This window comes from Kocuria arenosa, assembly GCF_042879215.1.
GTDB classification, from domain to species: domain Bacteria; phylum Actinomycetota; class Actinomycetes; order Actinomycetales; family Micrococcaceae; genus Kocuria; species Kocuria arenosa.
Genome location: NZ_JBHZTA010000005.1, coordinates 76,139 through 91,391, shown reverse-complemented (window position 1 = coordinate 91,391; position 15,253 = coordinate 76,139). Strand labels below are relative to the sequence as shown.

The 15,253-nt window shown below is 58.6% G+C and carries 17 protein-coding genes and 1 tRNA gene; 10 read left to right on the top strand and 8 right to left on the bottom strand.

Annotated features, from left to right (window positions below; translation table 11 throughout):
* Window positions 1–55: 55 nt before the first annotated feature.
* On the bottom strand, window positions 56–736 hold the full coding sequence (locus ACFYE3_RS10230) for a hypothetical protein (protein WP_387608712.1): 681 nt from the start codon (window positions 734–736) through the stop codon (window positions 56–58).
* A gap of 97 nt (window positions 737–833) precedes the next feature.
* Window positions 834–905: transfer RNA gene (locus ACFYE3_RS10225), tRNA-Gln, on the bottom strand.
* A 237-nt stretch (window positions 906–1,142) separates the two neighbouring features.
* Between ACFYE3_RS10225 and ACFYE3_RS10220 the strand changes: the two genes are divergently transcribed.
* The 6 genes from ACFYE3_RS10220 to ACFYE3_RS10195 all read left to right on the top strand — a co-directional run bounded on the left by ACFYE3_RS10220 (window position 1,143) and on the right by ACFYE3_RS10195 (window position 3,573).
* On the top strand, window positions 1,143–1,664 hold the full coding sequence (locus tag ACFYE3_RS10220) for a helix-turn-helix domain-containing protein (protein ID WP_387608709.1): 522 nt from the start codon (window positions 1,143–1,145) through the stop codon (window positions 1,662–1,664).
* A 420-nt stretch (window positions 1,665–2,084) separates the two neighbouring features.
* Window positions 2,085–2,225: a hypothetical protein gene (locus tag ACFYE3_RS10215; RefSeq protein WP_387608707.1), complete on the top strand. Its 141-nt coding sequence runs from the start codon at window positions 2,085–2,087 to the stop codon at window positions 2,223–2,225.
* On the top strand, window positions 2,222–2,464 hold the full coding sequence (locus tag ACFYE3_RS10210) for a hypothetical protein (protein WP_387608704.1): 243 nt from the start codon (window positions 2,222–2,224) through the stop codon (window positions 2,462–2,464). Before ACFYE3_RS10215 ends, ACFYE3_RS10210 begins: the two co-directional genes overlap by 4 nt.
* Window positions 2,461–2,736 (top strand): hypothetical protein, encoded by a 276-nt coding sequence (locus ACFYE3_RS10205; protein ID WP_387608702.1) that lies wholly within the window; start codon window positions 2,461–2,463, stop codon window positions 2,734–2,736. The genes ACFYE3_RS10210 and ACFYE3_RS10205 overlap by 4 nt, the downstream gene beginning before the upstream one ends.
* Window positions 2,724–2,921 (top strand): hypothetical protein, encoded by a 198-nt coding sequence (locus tag ACFYE3_RS10200; protein WP_387608700.1) that lies wholly within the window; start codon window positions 2,724–2,726, stop codon window positions 2,919–2,921. Before ACFYE3_RS10205 ends, ACFYE3_RS10200 begins: the two co-directional genes overlap by 13 nt.
* 508 nt (window positions 2,922–3,429) lie before the next feature.
* On the top strand, window positions 3,430–3,573 hold the full coding sequence (locus ACFYE3_RS10195; protein ID WP_387608698.1) for a hypothetical protein: 144 nt from the start codon (window positions 3,430–3,432) through the stop codon (window positions 3,571–3,573).
* A 161-nt stretch (window positions 3,574–3,734) separates the two neighbouring features.
* Here the strand turns inward: ACFYE3_RS10195 and ACFYE3_RS10190 are convergent, their stop codons facing one another.
* The 3 genes from ACFYE3_RS10190 to ACFYE3_RS10180 all read right to left on the bottom strand — a co-directional run bounded on the left by ACFYE3_RS10190 (window position 3,735) and on the right by ACFYE3_RS10180 (window position 7,563).
* A complete protein-coding gene (locus ACFYE3_RS10190) occupies window positions 3,735–4,400 on the bottom strand; it encodes a pentapeptide repeat-containing protein (protein WP_387608696.1) in 666 nt (221 codons plus the stop codon).
* A gap of 116 nt (window positions 4,401–4,516) precedes the next feature.
* A complete protein-coding gene (locus tag ACFYE3_RS10185; protein WP_387608694.1) occupies window positions 4,517–7,252 on the bottom strand; it encodes a DNA methyltransferase in 2,736 nt (911 codons plus the stop codon).
* Window positions 7,253–7,317: 65 nt separating this feature from the next.
* The gene (locus tag ACFYE3_RS10180) at window positions 7,318–7,563 is read right to left on the bottom strand and encodes a hypothetical protein (protein ID WP_387608692.1); all 246 of its coding nucleotides are present in this window, start codon (window positions 7,561–7,563) and stop codon (window positions 7,318–7,320) included.
* 445 nt (window positions 7,564–8,008) lie between these two features.
* Between ACFYE3_RS10180 and ACFYE3_RS10175 the strand changes: the two genes are divergently transcribed.
* The gene (locus ACFYE3_RS10175) at window positions 8,009–8,572 is read left to right on the top strand and encodes a WhiB family transcriptional regulator (protein ID WP_387608690.1); all 564 of its coding nucleotides are present in this window, start codon (window positions 8,009–8,011) and stop codon (window positions 8,570–8,572) included.
* 221 nt (window positions 8,573–8,793) lie between these two features.
* Entirely contained in the window at window positions 8,794–9,333 is a 540-nt protein-coding gene (locus ACFYE3_RS10170) for a hypothetical protein (RefSeq protein ID WP_387608688.1), read from the top strand.
* A 112-nt stretch (window positions 9,334–9,445) separates the two neighbouring features.
* Here the strand turns inward: ACFYE3_RS10170 and ACFYE3_RS10165 are convergent, their stop codons facing one another.
* Together ACFYE3_RS10165 and ACFYE3_RS10160 are read right to left on the bottom strand one after the other, a co-directional pair.
* Window positions 9,446–9,982 (bottom strand): hypothetical protein, encoded by a 537-nt coding sequence (locus ACFYE3_RS10165; RefSeq protein WP_387608686.1) that lies wholly within the window; start codon window positions 9,980–9,982, stop codon window positions 9,446–9,448.
* Between the two features lie 110 nt (window positions 9,983–10,092).
* Window positions 10,093–10,566 (bottom strand): hypothetical protein, encoded by a 474-nt coding sequence (locus tag ACFYE3_RS10160; protein WP_387608684.1) that lies wholly within the window; start codon window positions 10,564–10,566, stop codon window positions 10,093–10,095.
* Between the two features lie 127 nt (window positions 10,567–10,693).
* On the opposite strand from ACFYE3_RS10160, the gene ACFYE3_RS10155 reads away from it, so the two are divergent.
* Together ACFYE3_RS10155 and ACFYE3_RS10150 are read left to right on the top strand one after the other, a co-directional pair.
* Window positions 10,694–12,121: a terminase large subunit domain-containing protein gene (locus ACFYE3_RS10155; RefSeq protein ID WP_387608682.1), complete on the top strand. Its 1,428-nt coding sequence runs from the start codon at window positions 10,694–10,696 to the stop codon at window positions 12,119–12,121.
* Window positions 12,122–13,774, top strand: a complete 1,653-nt coding sequence (locus ACFYE3_RS10150; RefSeq protein ID WP_387608680.1) for a hypothetical protein — start codon at window positions 12,122–12,124, stop codon at window positions 13,772–13,774.
* Window positions 13,775–14,566: 792 nt separating this feature from the next.
* On the opposite strand, the gene ACFYE3_RS10145 is transcribed toward ACFYE3_RS10150, so the two are convergent.
* Complete coding sequence (locus ACFYE3_RS10145; protein WP_387608678.1) at window positions 14,567–15,094, bottom strand: hypothetical protein; 528 nt, start codon at window positions 15,092–15,094, stop codon at window positions 14,567–14,569.
* Between the last annotated feature and the right edge of the window lie 159 nt (window positions 15,095–15,253).

Here is a 15,253-nt window from a genome sequence, read left to right as displayed (position 1 = left end):
CGGAACGAATTGCTTCGGAACACAACGAGCGAAGCGAGGCGTGAGCACCACTCACTCAGTGGTCTTGATAACCACCGAACTCGTCCCGCATCTCCTGCTCGATCTCGGCTCGCGTTTGGCCTTCCTCGTAGACGGCCGTGTTCGCAGCGCTGAAGAAGATGGACAGCCGCAGCATCGAATCGTGGAAGGCCGCAAGGTCGAAAGTCGACACCTTGCCAAGGCTCGGCGTCTTGTCGTTCTTGGTGGGGTAGCGAAATTCCTGATTGGTGCGGTCAGTGTCATGAAGCTGATGCAGCAGCCCCTCGACCGTGTCTAGGTCAGCCGTGTCATAGGGTCGCGTTGCTTCAAGGCGCCCTCGCACGTCCTTCCAGAGCTTGGCTAGATCGTGTGTGGGGCGGCCATCGGCTGGTTCACGCTGATAGCGCTGAAGCTCCATGAGAAGGCTTTTCAGCTGCAACTCGATGTGGTGACGCCAGCACATCCCAAAGGGGAATACGAGCCGGTCCTGGTCACGCCCTGTCCTGTCGATGTAGTCATACATCACCTCCGCGGCAAGCCGGAACCCGGAGATATACCCAAACTCGCGGATGTCCAAGGTGTCCTGCCAGTTCAGAAACGCGTGGTGCTTGTCGTCGCTGCCTCCAGCCAGGATGTTGAGGCCGGGGATGGGCCAGAGAAAGTCATCCATGAACACGTCTTTGTTGTCATCCATTGGCTCATCATGCAGGAGGGTCATGGGCGACCCACCCGAAACGAGAGAAGTCCCAGCAAATAGCCAGGGCCTATGCCGGGGGCTTACATCGAAGCGGCCCTCAAGCAGGGTCTTTTGAAAGCTCCGGCGCTAGGAATCGAACCTAGGCTTGTTGATCCAAAGTCAACCGTGACTGCCGCTACACCACGCCGGAATGGTGTTGAGCGGGAACGCCAGTAGCTAGCGCCGTCGCCGCTCAACAAGGAGCACACGTTGGCGTTGCTCGCGGCGGCAGCGGTGGGAGGTCATGCACACAAGATACCAGTCGAACCTGCATCGCTGGCTATAGAAACGTAAGAAACCCCCGGCCTGGTGGCTCTGGGGGTTTCTTGATTAGTTCATTTGACCGAACTAGCTTCTTGAACAACGACGAACAAGAAAGGCTCAGCCTATGAGCATTCAGTGCATGTTGCAAGTGTGGTGGCATTCAGAAAGTACCGGCAATTCACGTCTCGTCCTACTCGCCATTGCCGATGAAGCCGATGATGATGGGCGCAATGCTTATCCAAGCATGCGCCGCTTGGCCGAAAAGGTGAACTGCAATAAAGACACAGTGTCCGAGTGCATCAAACGCCTTGAAGCAATGGGCGAGCTCGAAGTGAAGCGACCTGCCAAAAATGGCCCTGGGCAGTTCAATCGCTACAGAGTGTTGTTGGCGGGCGATCTGAAAGCTGTACGGAAAACCCATACAGGGTTAGTTAAGGGGTCTGTAAAAGGGTCAGTCCCAGTAGACCCGGACAGCTTCACCCCTAAACCCGTACAGTTCGACCGCTCAATCCGTACAGCTTCAGCTTCCGGGGCACGTTTTCCACAGCCTCGCAAGGGTTGTAATGAATGCGCCGGGGGTTGGAAAGAGGACGAGCACGGCAATGCTCTGGCATGTGGCTGCGAGACTGAGCTTCGACATGGCTAATGAGCCAAACGACCTATTCCGGCCCGCCTCCGCAACGATTAGACCAGTAGGCATGGCAAAGAAACTTAAAGGTTTACAACCGTGCGCATTTTGTGGGCGCCCATTCAAGGGCGACAAACGGAAGATCTACTGTACGCGAGCATGCCGCGAAGGGATCATCCGCAGTAACCCTCACAAAACGAAATGGCAGGGGTTCCAAACGCCAGCCAACGAGTCGCCGCGGCTGGATGCAATCCATGCGGTGGGCGAACCAAATCGCGGTGGTGGAAGGGCTGCGGCGTGTGGTCTGTACGGGCGGTTCGTAGCTGGACCGACCGGCGAGTTCGATGCATGGAACCCCGAAGGGCCAGCCGTGTGCTGGCGCTGTCGTGAAGCTCATATCGCGTGGGAGATGCCCGAGACAGGGGCCGAGGGACAGTCATGAGCGAGGAGAACATCATCGTCGGCTGGTTCCGCGAAGGCCCTAACGCCCCCACCACGTTCCTCAAAGACGAGGACAACAACGATGTGGAGGTTGCAGCTGGTCGGCACCCTTCGGCACAGGCGCGGGGGCCGAAGTGATCCAGCTCGACCCGATCTTTCTGATGTACGCCTTCCGCTACGCACTCGGCCGGCAGTCCTACTCCGTTCACGACGTAGCGACAGCCCTTATCGAGCACAAGGACTCCATCCGGACGGACTGGCAGCGACAGGTCATCCGGGACATCACTGAAGCCATCGCGGAAGGCCGCGCCGGGATGCGCATGGACGAGCATCTATGGCTCGACGTTGTGGCTGCTTTCGAAAGTCCTGACAAGTGACCGCCACTCTCCGCTTTACCTACGACGTGGCACGTAGCGCGGTAGTCCGCCCTGATCTGTCCATGATCTTCTCGGACCGCGCCATAGGGCACTTCGCCCAGGACATCCCCATCCACGACCCCGAGCCCGTGGAGCGCGAAGTGATCGAGGTATGGGAGCCAACAGACCTCGACCTCGAGGAGTGGCCCTATGAGGAGCCAGCGCCCCGTAAGACGATCAGGCCGGATCTACTGCCTGTGGTGACTGACTTCAGGAGGCCGTGGCCGTGGTAGATGAGCGCAACGTATGGGTGTTCTACTTCCCCGCGATGGAGAACATCATCAATGTTCTGACGCTGGTACTCCTAGCCATGGCAATCATGTTCTTCGTCCTGGCTCTCCAGAATGAGCGGCGGCGGAAGAAGCTGATCAACGAGTGCGAGGCGTTCCTTCGTGAGCCGCAGGACGACGAGACATGACCGTCTGTGAGAACTGCAATGAGCCGATCGGCTGGTACAAGCCCAGCCATCCAAACCTGTCGCCTCGCTGGATCCACGAGGCGAGCCGCAAGGAAGAGTGCGCCGTGCCTCAGTACGCGCACCCTAAGGAAGGCACATGAAGGACGTCGTCAAGCGCGTGCCTTCAATGAATGCCGCGGTTCGATGGAATGAGTGTCGGCACTGCGGTAGGACCATCGTGTCTGTGCAGTACAACGGAGCCAAGCAGGAACCCTGGCGACACGAGAGTCTGGGCAACCACGAGGCGGCCTGCTATCCGCAGGAGAGGTGTCATGACCCAAATGGTCCGTCCTGTAAATGCACCTTTGCTGAGCCTGATCCTGTGAGCCAGCCATGACCCGCGAGACCGAGGACGAGTCCGACCGCGACCTCTACGGCCGTCGCTCACTGGAAGAGACGCGCCGCCAGGCGAATCTCAGACGGCTACGAGGGGCCCGGGAAGCCCTGGAGAAGGGGCCGGAGGACGAACGTGGAGCTTGATGCCACCGATCCTGTAGAGGCGGCTCTGATCAAAGCGGCCCAGCTTCACCGCGTCACCAAGACGGCCCTGAGCGACTGCTTGAAGGGTGAGCACGAATGCCAGGAGGAAGGTCAGAACCGCGACTCATCGTGAGTTAGCGCTGCCCAACCGAGATGTGAGACGGTAAGCGAGTCAACAGACACTCCCCGTGTCACCGACAACAGTAGGACCATCAGAGCTTCGGCCTTGGTGGTCCTACTGCTTTCCTGCCACGTGCTCACCGGGACTCTTGTCCAGGTTTGGTGAGCACGCTACTACCGATTTTTGGCGCAGAAAATATGATTCATCGGGGGTGGAGCAAGTCGTTCAGGCCACTTTGTGAAGCTGTCGTAGCACACGTGAGGAATAAAGTAGCTTCTACCATCTACAGGATCAGTTTTGTAATCGATGATGGCGCCCGTCAGATCTGCACCATACAAATTGGCATCATCAAAAACGGCTCCGGTCAAGTCAGCACCCCGAAGGTCCACTCCTGATAGGTCCGCGTTATAAAGTAGGGCATTGACTAGTGTGGCGTTCCTCAAATCGCCCCCCAGAAGGTGTGCTCCAGAAATATGCGCATCAGTCAAATCCGCGTTGCGGAGGTTGACATTGACCATACGGGCGTCGCCGAAATGAGTTTCGATGAGAGTGGCACTTTGCAAGTCTGCTCCGCTGAGCTCCGCTCTAATCAGCTGAGCCCCTGATAGATCTACCCGAACGAGATTGGCGTTGATTAAATTTGCATCTGTAAGCATCGCTTCACGGAGGCCGAGCCCCGATAGGTTTCTTTCGCCAAGGTCGATGCTACGGAAGGACACCTCGCCGGCTTCCCCTCCTGCTGACTGCTCTCTGACAAAGCGCAGATTTTCACGACGCACTGCCTCCGTATCACGGCTATTGTCAATTAGTGCTTGAGCAAAAAGGGTTAGGACTGCCACCAAGGTTCCCGATACGACACCAACGGTGAGGTCGCGGGAGCTTACTGAGTAGTGCCTGAGGAGTCTGGTGCGCCAGGAGGTGCGATGGTTCGACACTCCCGACCCACCGCTCTGAGTCATGACGTGAGATCCGCGTAACGGGCGAAGAGGATTTCCTGGCGCTCCTTCTCGGTCGTGCAAGTGCGCTTGGCTCCGAACGCACGATCCACCACGGCGTCAAGCTTGTCGTGCGCCTTGATGAGTTCCAGGTCCATCGCAAGAGGGTTGTAGTGACCAGCTAATGATCGTCCCGAGTGTCGCTGTCGGGCGGCTACGACGCCCTGGCCCGCTTCAATGATTGCCGCCCGGTTTGGGCTACTGACTTCCGGCAAAGGAAGGGTGTACCAGGACAAGGTTGAACCAAAGCGCAGATCGCTTTTCAGACGCCCACCCACGGTCTTTTGCCATGTGATGAACATGGACGAAGAAATGATCGCGAACTGAAAACCATCGGGATCATCAGCTGTGAACGCGAGGTTCGAGGCTATGACATCGGCGTCGAGTCTGGCAGTCGCGAAGTAGCGACGAGTCTCACTAACGACACTAGGAATGCAGAGGTAGGTGGTGTTGCGCTTGGCTCGCTGGCGAAAGAGGTGCGGATACGCAGCCGCTTCACGTGTGGAGGCCGCCCTTGATGCCAGGCGAAACTCGCGCACTGCTTCCACACGGTCTTTCAGGATGCGAGAGCGGTTCAGGTCGTCAGGGTCCATATCCTCAAGCCAAAGACACCAACGAGGGATGTTATGCAATAGCTCACGGGAGCCGACGTAGCGGTGCACGTACTTGGCTGCAATGGGATCGCTCATGACAGCTTCGTAGTCTTCTAGCTCAACAATGAGGTTCCCCTCGTCTGTGGGCTTCGAGCCGTAAAGGACGGGAGCGATAGATGGCGATAGAGGCGTTGACGCCTTATCAACCAGCACGTTGGGCCCGTCCACGAGGTAGGCGTTGATTGTCTTCGCAGGCTGCTCTACGGGATTAGCCTTGATGTTCGGATAAGTGAACAGCCGAGTTTTTGCGAGTTTCTTCTGGGAATAGCCAATGATCACGCAATGGACAGCAGCGGCCCCTGGCGCCTCGGAGGTCCACGAAAAAGTGCGGTGAGCAAACTTGATGCGCCAGCCGGAGTTGAAGATCGGTGCGAACAAGCGCGCTGGCTGGTCTCCTTGGACGATGGAGTTAGTAGAAACGAACGCCCATTCACCCTTCATATCGCCGAAGTAGTCAACGGCCTTTTTGTACCAGCCTGTGACATAGTCCAGCCGGGACAGTGTCTTGTCCTTACCCCATACTGCTTGAAGGTCGTCCAGTTGCTCGACGCCGCGGGTGTTGTCACCTAAGAAGGGTGGGTTGCCGAAGACGTAGACGTTCTCAGACGCGGGAAGCAGCTCGCTCCAGTCCGTGTGCAGGGCATTGCCTACGTGGAATGTTGAAGAGTTCACCAACGGCAGGACATCTGGTGCCAGGCCTAGGGCCAAAGCCATGTCCTGATTGGCCTGGTGGTCCACGAGGAACATGGCGGTCTGGGCAATGGTGGCTGGCCACTCTTCGAGTTCGATCCCGTAGAAGCTGGTCATCTTGACTGCGAGTAGCTCGGAAGCGTCGAGGACCATCTGCGCCGAAGCCGGGTCGATCTCCTGCAACCGCTTCAGTATGGACAGTTCCAGGACCCGCATCTCGCGGTAGGCGACGATGAGGAAGTTGCCACAGCCACAGGCCGGGTCGAGGAACCGAAGCTGGCCCATGTCCTGCTGGAGCTTGCGCAGTCCACGGGCGTTGTGCTGATTGTCGATGAATCGCTGGCGCAGCTCATCGAGGAACAGCGGCTCAATGACCTTCAAGATGTTGGTCTCGGTCGTGTAGTGCTCCCCGAGGGCGCGTCGGGCGTCCTTGGATTTCACAGCCTGGAAGAGAGAGCCGAAGATCGCAGGGCTAATCTCGCCCCAGTTGAAGTAGCACGCCGCGATCAGCTTGTCCCGCATCGTCTTGTCGAAGTACGGAATCTCGATGGTCTCGCCGAACACCGACCCGTTGACGTAGGGGAAGCGCTGGATCAGCTCGTCGGCCTTGGTCATGCGCTTCTCCGGCGGCTTGTTCAGAGCCTGGTAGAGCGTCGCCAGAGCCCCGCCAAGGTCTGAGCCGTCAGGGCTGGTGCGGTTCTCGAGGTATTCCAGGAACAGGTCTCGCTCCCACAGGCCCGAGTCGTCAGCGAAGAGGGCAAAGAGCGTACGGACCAGGAAGATCGACGCCTGGTGCTCGTCGTAGCCGGACTTCTCCAGCTCTTCGTAGAGGCTGGCCATCAGCTGCGCAGCCTTGACCGACGCCGCAGCCTGCTCCTCGGAGCCGAAGGAACGCTTCTGGTAGCCAGCGATGAAGCCAAGACGCTCGGCCTCGGTGGGCAGGTCCTCCAGCGCGAAGGTGACTGACGCATCCTCTGCCGGCGCCTCAAGGTCCCTGACTCGGAAGGTCTGGAAGTCGCAAGTGACCACGTACCGCGGCATCTCTGCTTCGGAGAGGTTCGTGAGGTAGTCCATGGCCTGGTCCTCAGCGGCGTCGAGGTCCTTACCGGCGGACTTCTGCTCGGCGATCATCATGCCGGGCCAGAACACGTCGATGAAGCCGGTACCCCCGGTGATCCGCTTGGCCTGAGCTTCGAACTTGGCCACGTTTCGGCGTCGCATCCCGTAGACCTCGAACAGATCCGTCCAGAAGGACTGAGACTCGCCCTTCTCGTAGGTCTCACCGGCCCACTCGTTCACGAAGGCGGCAGCGTTCTTACGGATCTGGTTCCAGGCCAGGGGTTTGGTGTGCATCCCTCCATCCTCAGGGAGGGGTACCCCTGAGTAGCTGGGGACGCGCCGTTAGCTGGTGGCGCTTGTCAGGCGGCAAGCCACACGAGCGGTAGGAACCCTGCCTGCTTCTTCTCGCCTACGCCGACCCGATGCCCGCACGCTGCCGGCGAGAGCGTCGGGTGCTGAGCTAGCACCGCGTTCCAGAAGTCAGCCTGCGTTTCTGCGGATGAGCGCTGCACGTAGCCAAGCTCAACGGGGTTGAGGGGTTCGCCGTGGGAGGGGTTGCTGATGTGTACCTGTTCCATCTCGCGCCATGCGCTCGTGAAGTCCACGGCTTTAATCGTCCTCCTGTCCGTTGGCAGGGGTCAATGGGTCGGACGGCCCATGGCTGAGGCCGCTCTGGCTCGACTAGAACGGGGGCCATGGACCATGCCCTTCTACTCTTCCGCGAGTTCATCGTCGGCTTCGCTCTCATGGGTGCGCTCGGCCTTGGCACGTACCTCGCAATCGAGGGCGCTCAGTGGGCGGATCGGAAGCTCAAGGCCCGTCGCAATGATTGCTAATCGCTGTCCCAGCGAATGACCCCCTGATCTGCTTATATGTGGCGATGCACCTCCGGCATCAAAGCACTACCTGGAGACCTCGCCGTTGACCAGATGGGGCAGAAGTAGTTCGTTCTCAACTCGCCCCGGCCGATCCAGTCTCTCGGGCATCGGCACTGTTCCCACTCCCCCGTCGTCGAAGACCCGCTCCGATCTCCCCGAGTTCACGGTCAAGGTGGATCCGAAGTGGCGAGCTCGCGGAGCCTGCCGGGACTATCCGCTGCCAGAGTTCGAGCACTACTGGTTCCCCGAGTCAGCCGAGGTCGATCCAAGGGCCAAGGCCATCTGCGCGGCCTGTCCTGTTCAGGAGCGCTGCGCCGAGTACGGGAGACAGAACGAAGACGAAGGCGTGTGGGGTGGCACGTCCAAGGCCGAACAGCGCGCCCTAGCCACCAAGCGCCGGCGCGAAGAGGCCCGCAAGAACAACGTGCACCCGGTGGTCGTGGCCAAGTGCGCCTCCCCTACCTGTGACGTCGTGTTCGACACGATGCTCACGATGGACGGCCAACCAGCGAGCCGTAAGCGGATTTTCTGCAGCCGGGAGTGCAAGCTGGCCAACCGGCGCCGCAAGGAACGCAGCAAGGTCACCTGCAAGTGCGGCTGTGGCGCGGTGTTCATGCCCTACTTCACCTACGACGGCAAGAAGCGCCGCGAGCCTCGCCAGTTCTACACACGAGAGTGCTTCGGTCGCTACAAGAGCGCCATCCAGACCCGCCGCGATAGGTCGAATGACTCATAGGCAGCTCTACCGCCGATGACTAACCTGCGGGCCATGGCAAAGAAGCTGTATTGGTGTCGTTGTGGGCATGTAAGGGATATGCATTATTCGATCTGGCGAGAGGCCGTGTCTCACCTCGGCAATCTAGAGCCGTTCCAATGTCATGCCACGTTCTGCGCCTGCCGCGCATTCACCCTCGACTCTTCGCTATGGTCTCGGGTCAAGCGAAAGCTGAACGCACGATGACCAAGACCCCCAAGCGCACCTACACCGACGAACAGAAAGCCGAAGCCCTCGAGGTCTACAAGCAGCACGGCCCTGGTGAAGCTGGCCGACGTCTTGGCATCCCTGCGAAAACGATTACATCCTGGGCAAAACGTGCTGGTCTTCAGTCGGACGCACCCGCTGCCACAAAAAATGCAGTCGAAATGGCACAGCTATCCCGGGCGGCCAAGCGCGAAGAACTGCTCGACCGCATGCACGACTCGGCCCTCGACATGCTCGATCGCCTCAATGCCGAGGAAGCCGTGATCAAGGTGACCAAGGAGGGCGTGCAGGAGCTGAGCTACAAGAAGCCCCAAGCCACTTCCTGCAAGGCCTACGTCGAAGCTGCCCACATCCTGTACTCGGACATCCGTTTGGAAGCAGGCGAGGCCACCAGCCGCAACGAGGACCGACAGGTCGTGGAAGTACGGGACCACGCTGAGTCACTGATCGACCGCTTCAAGGACAAAAAGCAGCGGGACGAGCTCGCCGAACGACGAAAGGCCAAGCACGGATGACCGCTCTCAAGAAGATCAAGCCTGAGTGGTGGGTGGCGTTGGGCATCCTCGCCTTCGCCGCTTACATCGGTGCTCTCAGTCCGTATATGGGCAGGTAGTGGACTTGATCTAACTAGCCATCCCTATCGAGCAACCTCTGCAGCAAGCTCTTCCTCCTATCGGTCCACGAAAGAATCTGCTCTTCGTCAAATCTTTCTCCCGTGGATATGCCGTAGCTAATTCTGGTTTTGGTATGGGTCAGCTTATTGTCCGCATCCCTATATGTGGCCTTGAACTTAATTCCAGCGCCGTTTCGATATACGTGCCTGATGTCTTTAGTTTGTCGAGGCAAGAGGTCTCCAACTGTGATGCCTGAAACTACAGAACCCTGGTTGCGTTCCAGAACCAATCCGTAAGCTGGAAAGTGCCAGTCATTGCTGACGATCAAGTGGCGGAATCCGTCACCGAAATCTGGATCAGAGTACGTTTCGTTACTCAAAATCAGAGAAATTTTTGTCTTACGCCGTGGCCCCAAAGTTTTCCAGGATAGATAGAGAGCGAAGAGGCCGACGAGGAAGGCCATGACAGCCACCCAGTCGGAGGCGAACTTCATATCGTCGAACCAACCGGGCGGGAACTCTGTGTCGATCCAGCTGAGGGCGCGGTCCATGTCGGCATTGTCCGGGCTGCCGACGCCAACTCCGGTATCCCACGCCGAAGCTGAAGCAGGTGTGTCCTACCAGGACTTCATACAGGGGCCGCGTAGGCGGACTGGGTTGGTCAGTCCACCACTTCGGGCCGCCAGACCGGAGCACTCCTCTTGTCATACCAGGTAGTGATGGGTGCGTGTTCTTTTGGCTCTCTTGACCCCAGAAACAAGGTGCCAAGCCTCATTCGCCTTTGAACTAGTTTGTTGTCCGCATCTTTATAGATAACCGTAAATGTCGTCCATGCGTGGTTTATAAATGCCATTTGCGTAAATTTGGTTTCCCAAGGCTCAAGGTCACCAATTTGGATGATGTGAAGTCCGTACTCATATGATTTAAATTGGAGCACAAGCCCGCGAGCTGGAAAGTGCCCACGGTTCGTCACAATCAATCTGCTGTATCCGCTTTTTCCCTCTAACTCCAAACTCGTGTTGGCGTCAAGAAAGATATTGATCTTCGTCTTGCGCCTTGGGCCTAGCGTCTTCCAGCCAAGGAACGCAACCAGGATGAAGTTCAGGACGGAGAGCCAGTCGGGAGCGAGGTCCATACAGGCATTGTCCGCCCGTGCCATCCAACTCGGACATTTCACGCCAAGATTGCGCCCAACGCGCCACTAGCAGGCTTCGCCATTCTGGAAGCACCATGCATGGACCGTCGCAGTTGGCACTTGAGCCGTGAGCCTTCTCGATGATCTTGACGCCGTAGAGGCCTACCTAGCCAGCGACGAGTGCGGACTAGAAGAGGCTGCCATCATTAAGGCTGCTCTGGAGAAGGAGTGGTACGACTGGCACAACCACGCACGGCCTGAGCAGCTGCCCCCTGAGGGCGAGCACAACATCTGGTTCCTGTTGGGCGGCCGTGGTGGAGGCAAGACCCGCACGGGTGCCGAGACTGCCAAGGCCATCATGGGCTACGCCGATCCCCCGCTGGCCAACGTCCCGGTCATGCCAGGCAGTCGCGGCGTTATCGTCACACCGCGTTTCGACGCCGGGCGTGACGTCTGTATCGAGGGTGATGGTGGTCTACTCGACGTATTGCCCCCTGGGTCCGTTCGCCACTGGAACCGATCCAACGGTGAGCTGGTGCTGGGAAACGGGTCGTCGCTCAAGCTCTACTCCGATGAGAAGCCCGAGAACCTGCGTGGTCCCAACTTCGCCTGGGCCTGGTGTGATGAACCGGCTTCATGGCTCAAGAACGGGATCCTGACCTGGGACATGCTCCGGCTGGCCCTGCGTAAGGGCAAGCCCTTCACCATCGTTACCGGCACACCCAAGAACCTTCCCCTGATTCGTCACCTGATGGGCAAGGACGTTGAGATCGGCACCCGCAAGCTCAAGGGCCGTAAAGACGTGAAGATCAGCCGATTCTCCACGTACGACAACGCGGCCAACCTCGCTGAGCAGTCACTAGCCGAGTACGAGGAGATGTACGAGGGCACGCGCCTTGGCCGCCAGGAGCTGCACGCCGAGCTACTCGAAGACGTTGAGGGCGCGCTATGGCGTACGGAGACAATCGAGCCGTACAAGGAGCTGGACCTGGCTTTCGAAGGCCTCGATCTACGCACGGTCGTGGTCAGTGTGGACCCTGCCGTGACGTCCAATCCCGACAGCGCTGACACAGGAATCATTGTCGCTGGCAAGAGTCGGATCGACGGTCACGACTACGTGATCGCGGATCGGACCATCCACGGCACGGGCTATGAGTGGGCGTCACGAGCGATCAAGGCGTACCACGAGTTCCAGGCGAACTACATCGTCGCGGAGGTCAATCAGGGCGGCGATCTGGTGATCGACAACATCCATCAGATAGACCCGAACATCCGTGTTGAGACCGTGCATGCAAGCCGCGGCAAGGACATCCGGGCTGAGCCAGTAGCCACCCGGTATGAGAAGGGCAAGGTCCACCACCTGACGTCCTTCCACTACCCGACCGACAACCTGGCGAAGCTGGAAGACGGAATGACGACGTGGGACCCAGCGTCGGGGATCAGCAATGACCGCATCGACGCCTTGGTCTGGGCCATCACGGATCTTTCAATCAAGAAGGCCGGCACTGGTCAGTCCGGTACGGTTCGCGACACACGCTTACGAGGGAGACGCTAGGTGGCCTACGAGCCTCCCATCTTCGATCAATACACAGCTCTGGACTTCAAGAGCGTTCTCGGTGGCGATGGGTACGGACTTCGATCCAACCTCGCACCGACGTGGATCGGCAAAGAGAACCAGCGACGCCTACGCGCCTACACGGTGCTGCAGGCGTACCTCACGAACTCCTCGCGGCACCTACTCGACCGGAAAGCCAGCGGCTCCGACGCACGCCGCGAGTACGGCGATGCGGACAACATCGTGTCCACGTTCGTCTCTGCTGTCCTGGGCGACGAGCAGGAGATCCACGTCGAGGGCGCCGAGGACTATGAAGAGGACTCTCCCAGCTCCGAAGCGACCGCGGCCTTCGAACTACAAGAGAAGCTGCGCGAGTGGGCCACTGATGAGCGCCTGCCGCTGAAGATGATCGAGGCCGAGACCAAGGCTGTTGGTCTGGGTGATGGTGTCTATGCCCTGGGCTGGGACACGAAGAAGAAGCGCCCACGCCTGCGTGTCCGTGACCCTGGGTTCTACTTCCCGGTGATCGATGACAGCAATGATGACTTTCCTCGCCGCGTCCACATTGCTTGGGAGCTGGACGAGGACGACAACCTCCGCACCGTCCGGCGCATCACCTACGAGCTGCGCACGGTCGATCCGTACAGCGTGCCGTGGAGCGATGAGCCGGTCGAAGAAGAGTGCTTCATGTCCGATGGCGTCTGGAAGTTCGGTGAGCTCACTCGCTCGGTGGACGACTTCAAGGAGGGCGCCGGCCGGTACATGGAGGACGAAGAGGGCCTGGTGCGAGACCGCGCCCTTGGCATCGACTTCATCCCTGTGGTTCACGTGCCCAACACCCCGAGCACCGAGGCTCACTTCGGCACGTCTGTGCTGTCGCTGGTGTTGCAGATCCTCGACGATCTGCAGGAGGCAGACACCGACAAGGCCAAGGCCTCTGCTGTCGTGGCTACGCCGTTCCTGGGCATCGCAGGCGCGCGCATCGATAAAGACGAAGGGCTTGTGTTCGGGCCTGGCTCGTACATCGAGATGGCGGAGAACGGCAAGCTGTTCCCCGTTGATCTGTCTGCCGGCCTCGAGCGGATTGCCACCCACATCGAAGAACTACAGAAGCGCCTCAGCGTGAATGTGAAGCTCCCCGATGCCGCCCGCGGCCGCGTGGACTCCAGCGAGATCGAGTCAGGCATTCACCTGTTGCTGTTGTACTCGCCCATGAAGAACATCGTTCGGGCTATGCGCTTGGTCCGTGATGAGAAGTACCCGCTGCTACTGAAGTTCGTCCAGCGCTTCTACATGCTGGCCGGCGAACTGGAAGGCCCCGAGCAAAGGGCAGAGATCGTCTTTGGCTCGTTCATGCCGAACGACGAGACGGCCAGTGTCGAACTCGTGGTGAAGCTGTTGCAGACCAAGGCCATCAGCCTGGAGACAGCGGTACGGATGCTCATTGAGGCAGGTCTACCGATCGAGGATGCCGCCGAAGAGGTGCGCAAGATCCAAGAGCGGGACTTCGTAGGGGCTGCTGACCTGCTGGCTGCTACTGGCAACGAGCAGGACGTGGCGGACTACCTGGGGCGCGAGGTCTCTACGGTTCGGCCTCCAGCGCCGCCTATTGACCTAGAACTCCCGGAGGAACAAGAATTTCCCGAGAACTAACGAGCGTAACTCGGATGTCAAAATTATCCGGAACCGTTTTGCCCGCTTCGTAATACTGCGCGAACTGTTCACGGGTTAATTCGTTACGGCTAAGCACCGACGACTCATCCCATAGAAACTGATACTTGTTTTGGGAATCCGATGATGTGCGCGCGGTTGTACTTTGCCACGTGGATCCGTCGCTTGGACTTTTTGGCGGGGATAAAATTGGTCTCCATAAAGACCAGGTGGACCCGAATCGCTGCCATCCTTTTTTGTGGAAGGGACCGACTCTCTTCCAGCGCTCTGCGGGTTTTGTACGGACAAAAACCTGGATATTCGATCTAGGGCTGGGTCGTATGCGCACACGGACGCCCATAACTTTCGGCTCCCTTTTGAAAAGAGAGGACTCTTCCCATACAACCCCGATAACTCGTTCGTGGTTGTTCACGTGGCTGTAGTTGATTGCGACTTCAGCTCGTTGACCTGGCTCTAACGTACGAGGCATTTCTTGGTATTCAGATGGACTGTCGATGTATGGATAATTAGGGGTCCAGTCGTACACTGCAGGGTGAAACATTGTCTCATGGCCGTTATTCATTACGCGGACCACCATGATTGCGACGACAGCGCGCTGAGAGTACTCATGCTTGGCGGGGAAATTAACGGTCGTCACCTGCTTTGCGAGTTCTAACTCGATTTCTGGTATCGGACTTTTAAGCGATGCCAGCTGGTTAGCCGCAGCAATGCCGGAAACGACTAGGGCCACCAATGAAACGAACAAAGCCGTAAGGTCGTGCCACTCCGGGGCGTTCATACACTGTCTCCACTCGTCGACTCTTGCGGCTCCGTCGCTGGAACCCAACGCTCAGGCTTGTCCTTCGGTAATAGTTCTCCTCGTGACCGGAGGCGAGCAAGTGCACCGGGGTCGACAACGCTGCCGCCAATAACGTCCTCCCAGCCGATCATGCTCTTCACCAGGATGCGTTCTTGCTTATAGACGCCGAAGTCCTCATGGCGGTGCGTGTTCATCCAAACGGATCCCTCACCTGGATTTGTGGATGTGCCAGTCACTAGTCGCCACAAATCCCAGGACCTTCCCTTGCGTTGCCAGCCCTTCTTTCCAAACGGTCCGATCCGCGTCCACCGTGCGTCAGGCGTTACATCCCACGTGAAATGACGAGCAGCAGCAACATGAAATCGAAGCCCCCTGGTTTGCGGCTCCCGCCGAAACAGCGCGGCCTCTTCCCAGACCACTGCGATTATTCGGTCATAGTCGTTGGCCAAGCTGTAGCTGGTCACCATCTCGACGCTTTGCCCCCGATTCAGTTCGTAGGGCATGGAGTACGCCACGCTTGGGCTTTCGTACACGTGGTAACCGGGCGTTGTGTCGTACACGCGTGGGCTAAGCATCGGTTCGTGACCTCGGTTAGTTACTCGAATTATTAACGCCGAGACCACGGTGTCTTCCATGACGGCTTCACCAGGTATCGGTGTTTT

Coding starts and splice junctions, on each gene's coding strand:
- ACFYE3_RS10230 (WP_387608712.1), bottom strand. CDS start 736: ATGACCCTCCTGCATGATGAGCCAATGGATGACAACAAAGACGTGTTC.
- ACFYE3_RS10220 (WP_387608709.1), top strand. CDS start 1,143: ATGAGCATTCAGTGCATGTTGCAAGTGTGGTGGCATTCAGAAAGTACC.
- ACFYE3_RS10215 (WP_387608707.1), top strand. CDS start 2,085: ATGAGCGAGGAGAACATCATCGTCGGCTGGTTCCGCGAAGGCCCTAAC.
- ACFYE3_RS10185 (WP_387608694.1), bottom strand. CDS start 7,252: ATGCACACCAAACCCCTGGCCTGGAACCAGATCCGTAAGAACGCTGCC.
- ACFYE3_RS10170 (WP_387608688.1), top strand. CDS start 8,794: ATGACCAAGACCCCCAAGCGCACCTACACCGACGAACAGAAAGCCGAA.
- ACFYE3_RS10165 (WP_387608686.1), bottom strand. CDS start 9,982: ATGGACCGCGCCCTCAGCTGGATCGACACAGAGTTCCCGCCCGGTTGG.
- ACFYE3_RS10160 (WP_387608684.1), bottom strand. CDS start 10,566: ATGGACCTCGCTCCCGACTGGCTCTCCGTCCTGAACTTCATCCTGGTT.
- ACFYE3_RS10145 (WP_387608678.1), bottom strand. CDS start 15,094: ATGCCCTACGAACTGAATCGGGGGCAAAGCGTCGAGATGGTGACCAGC.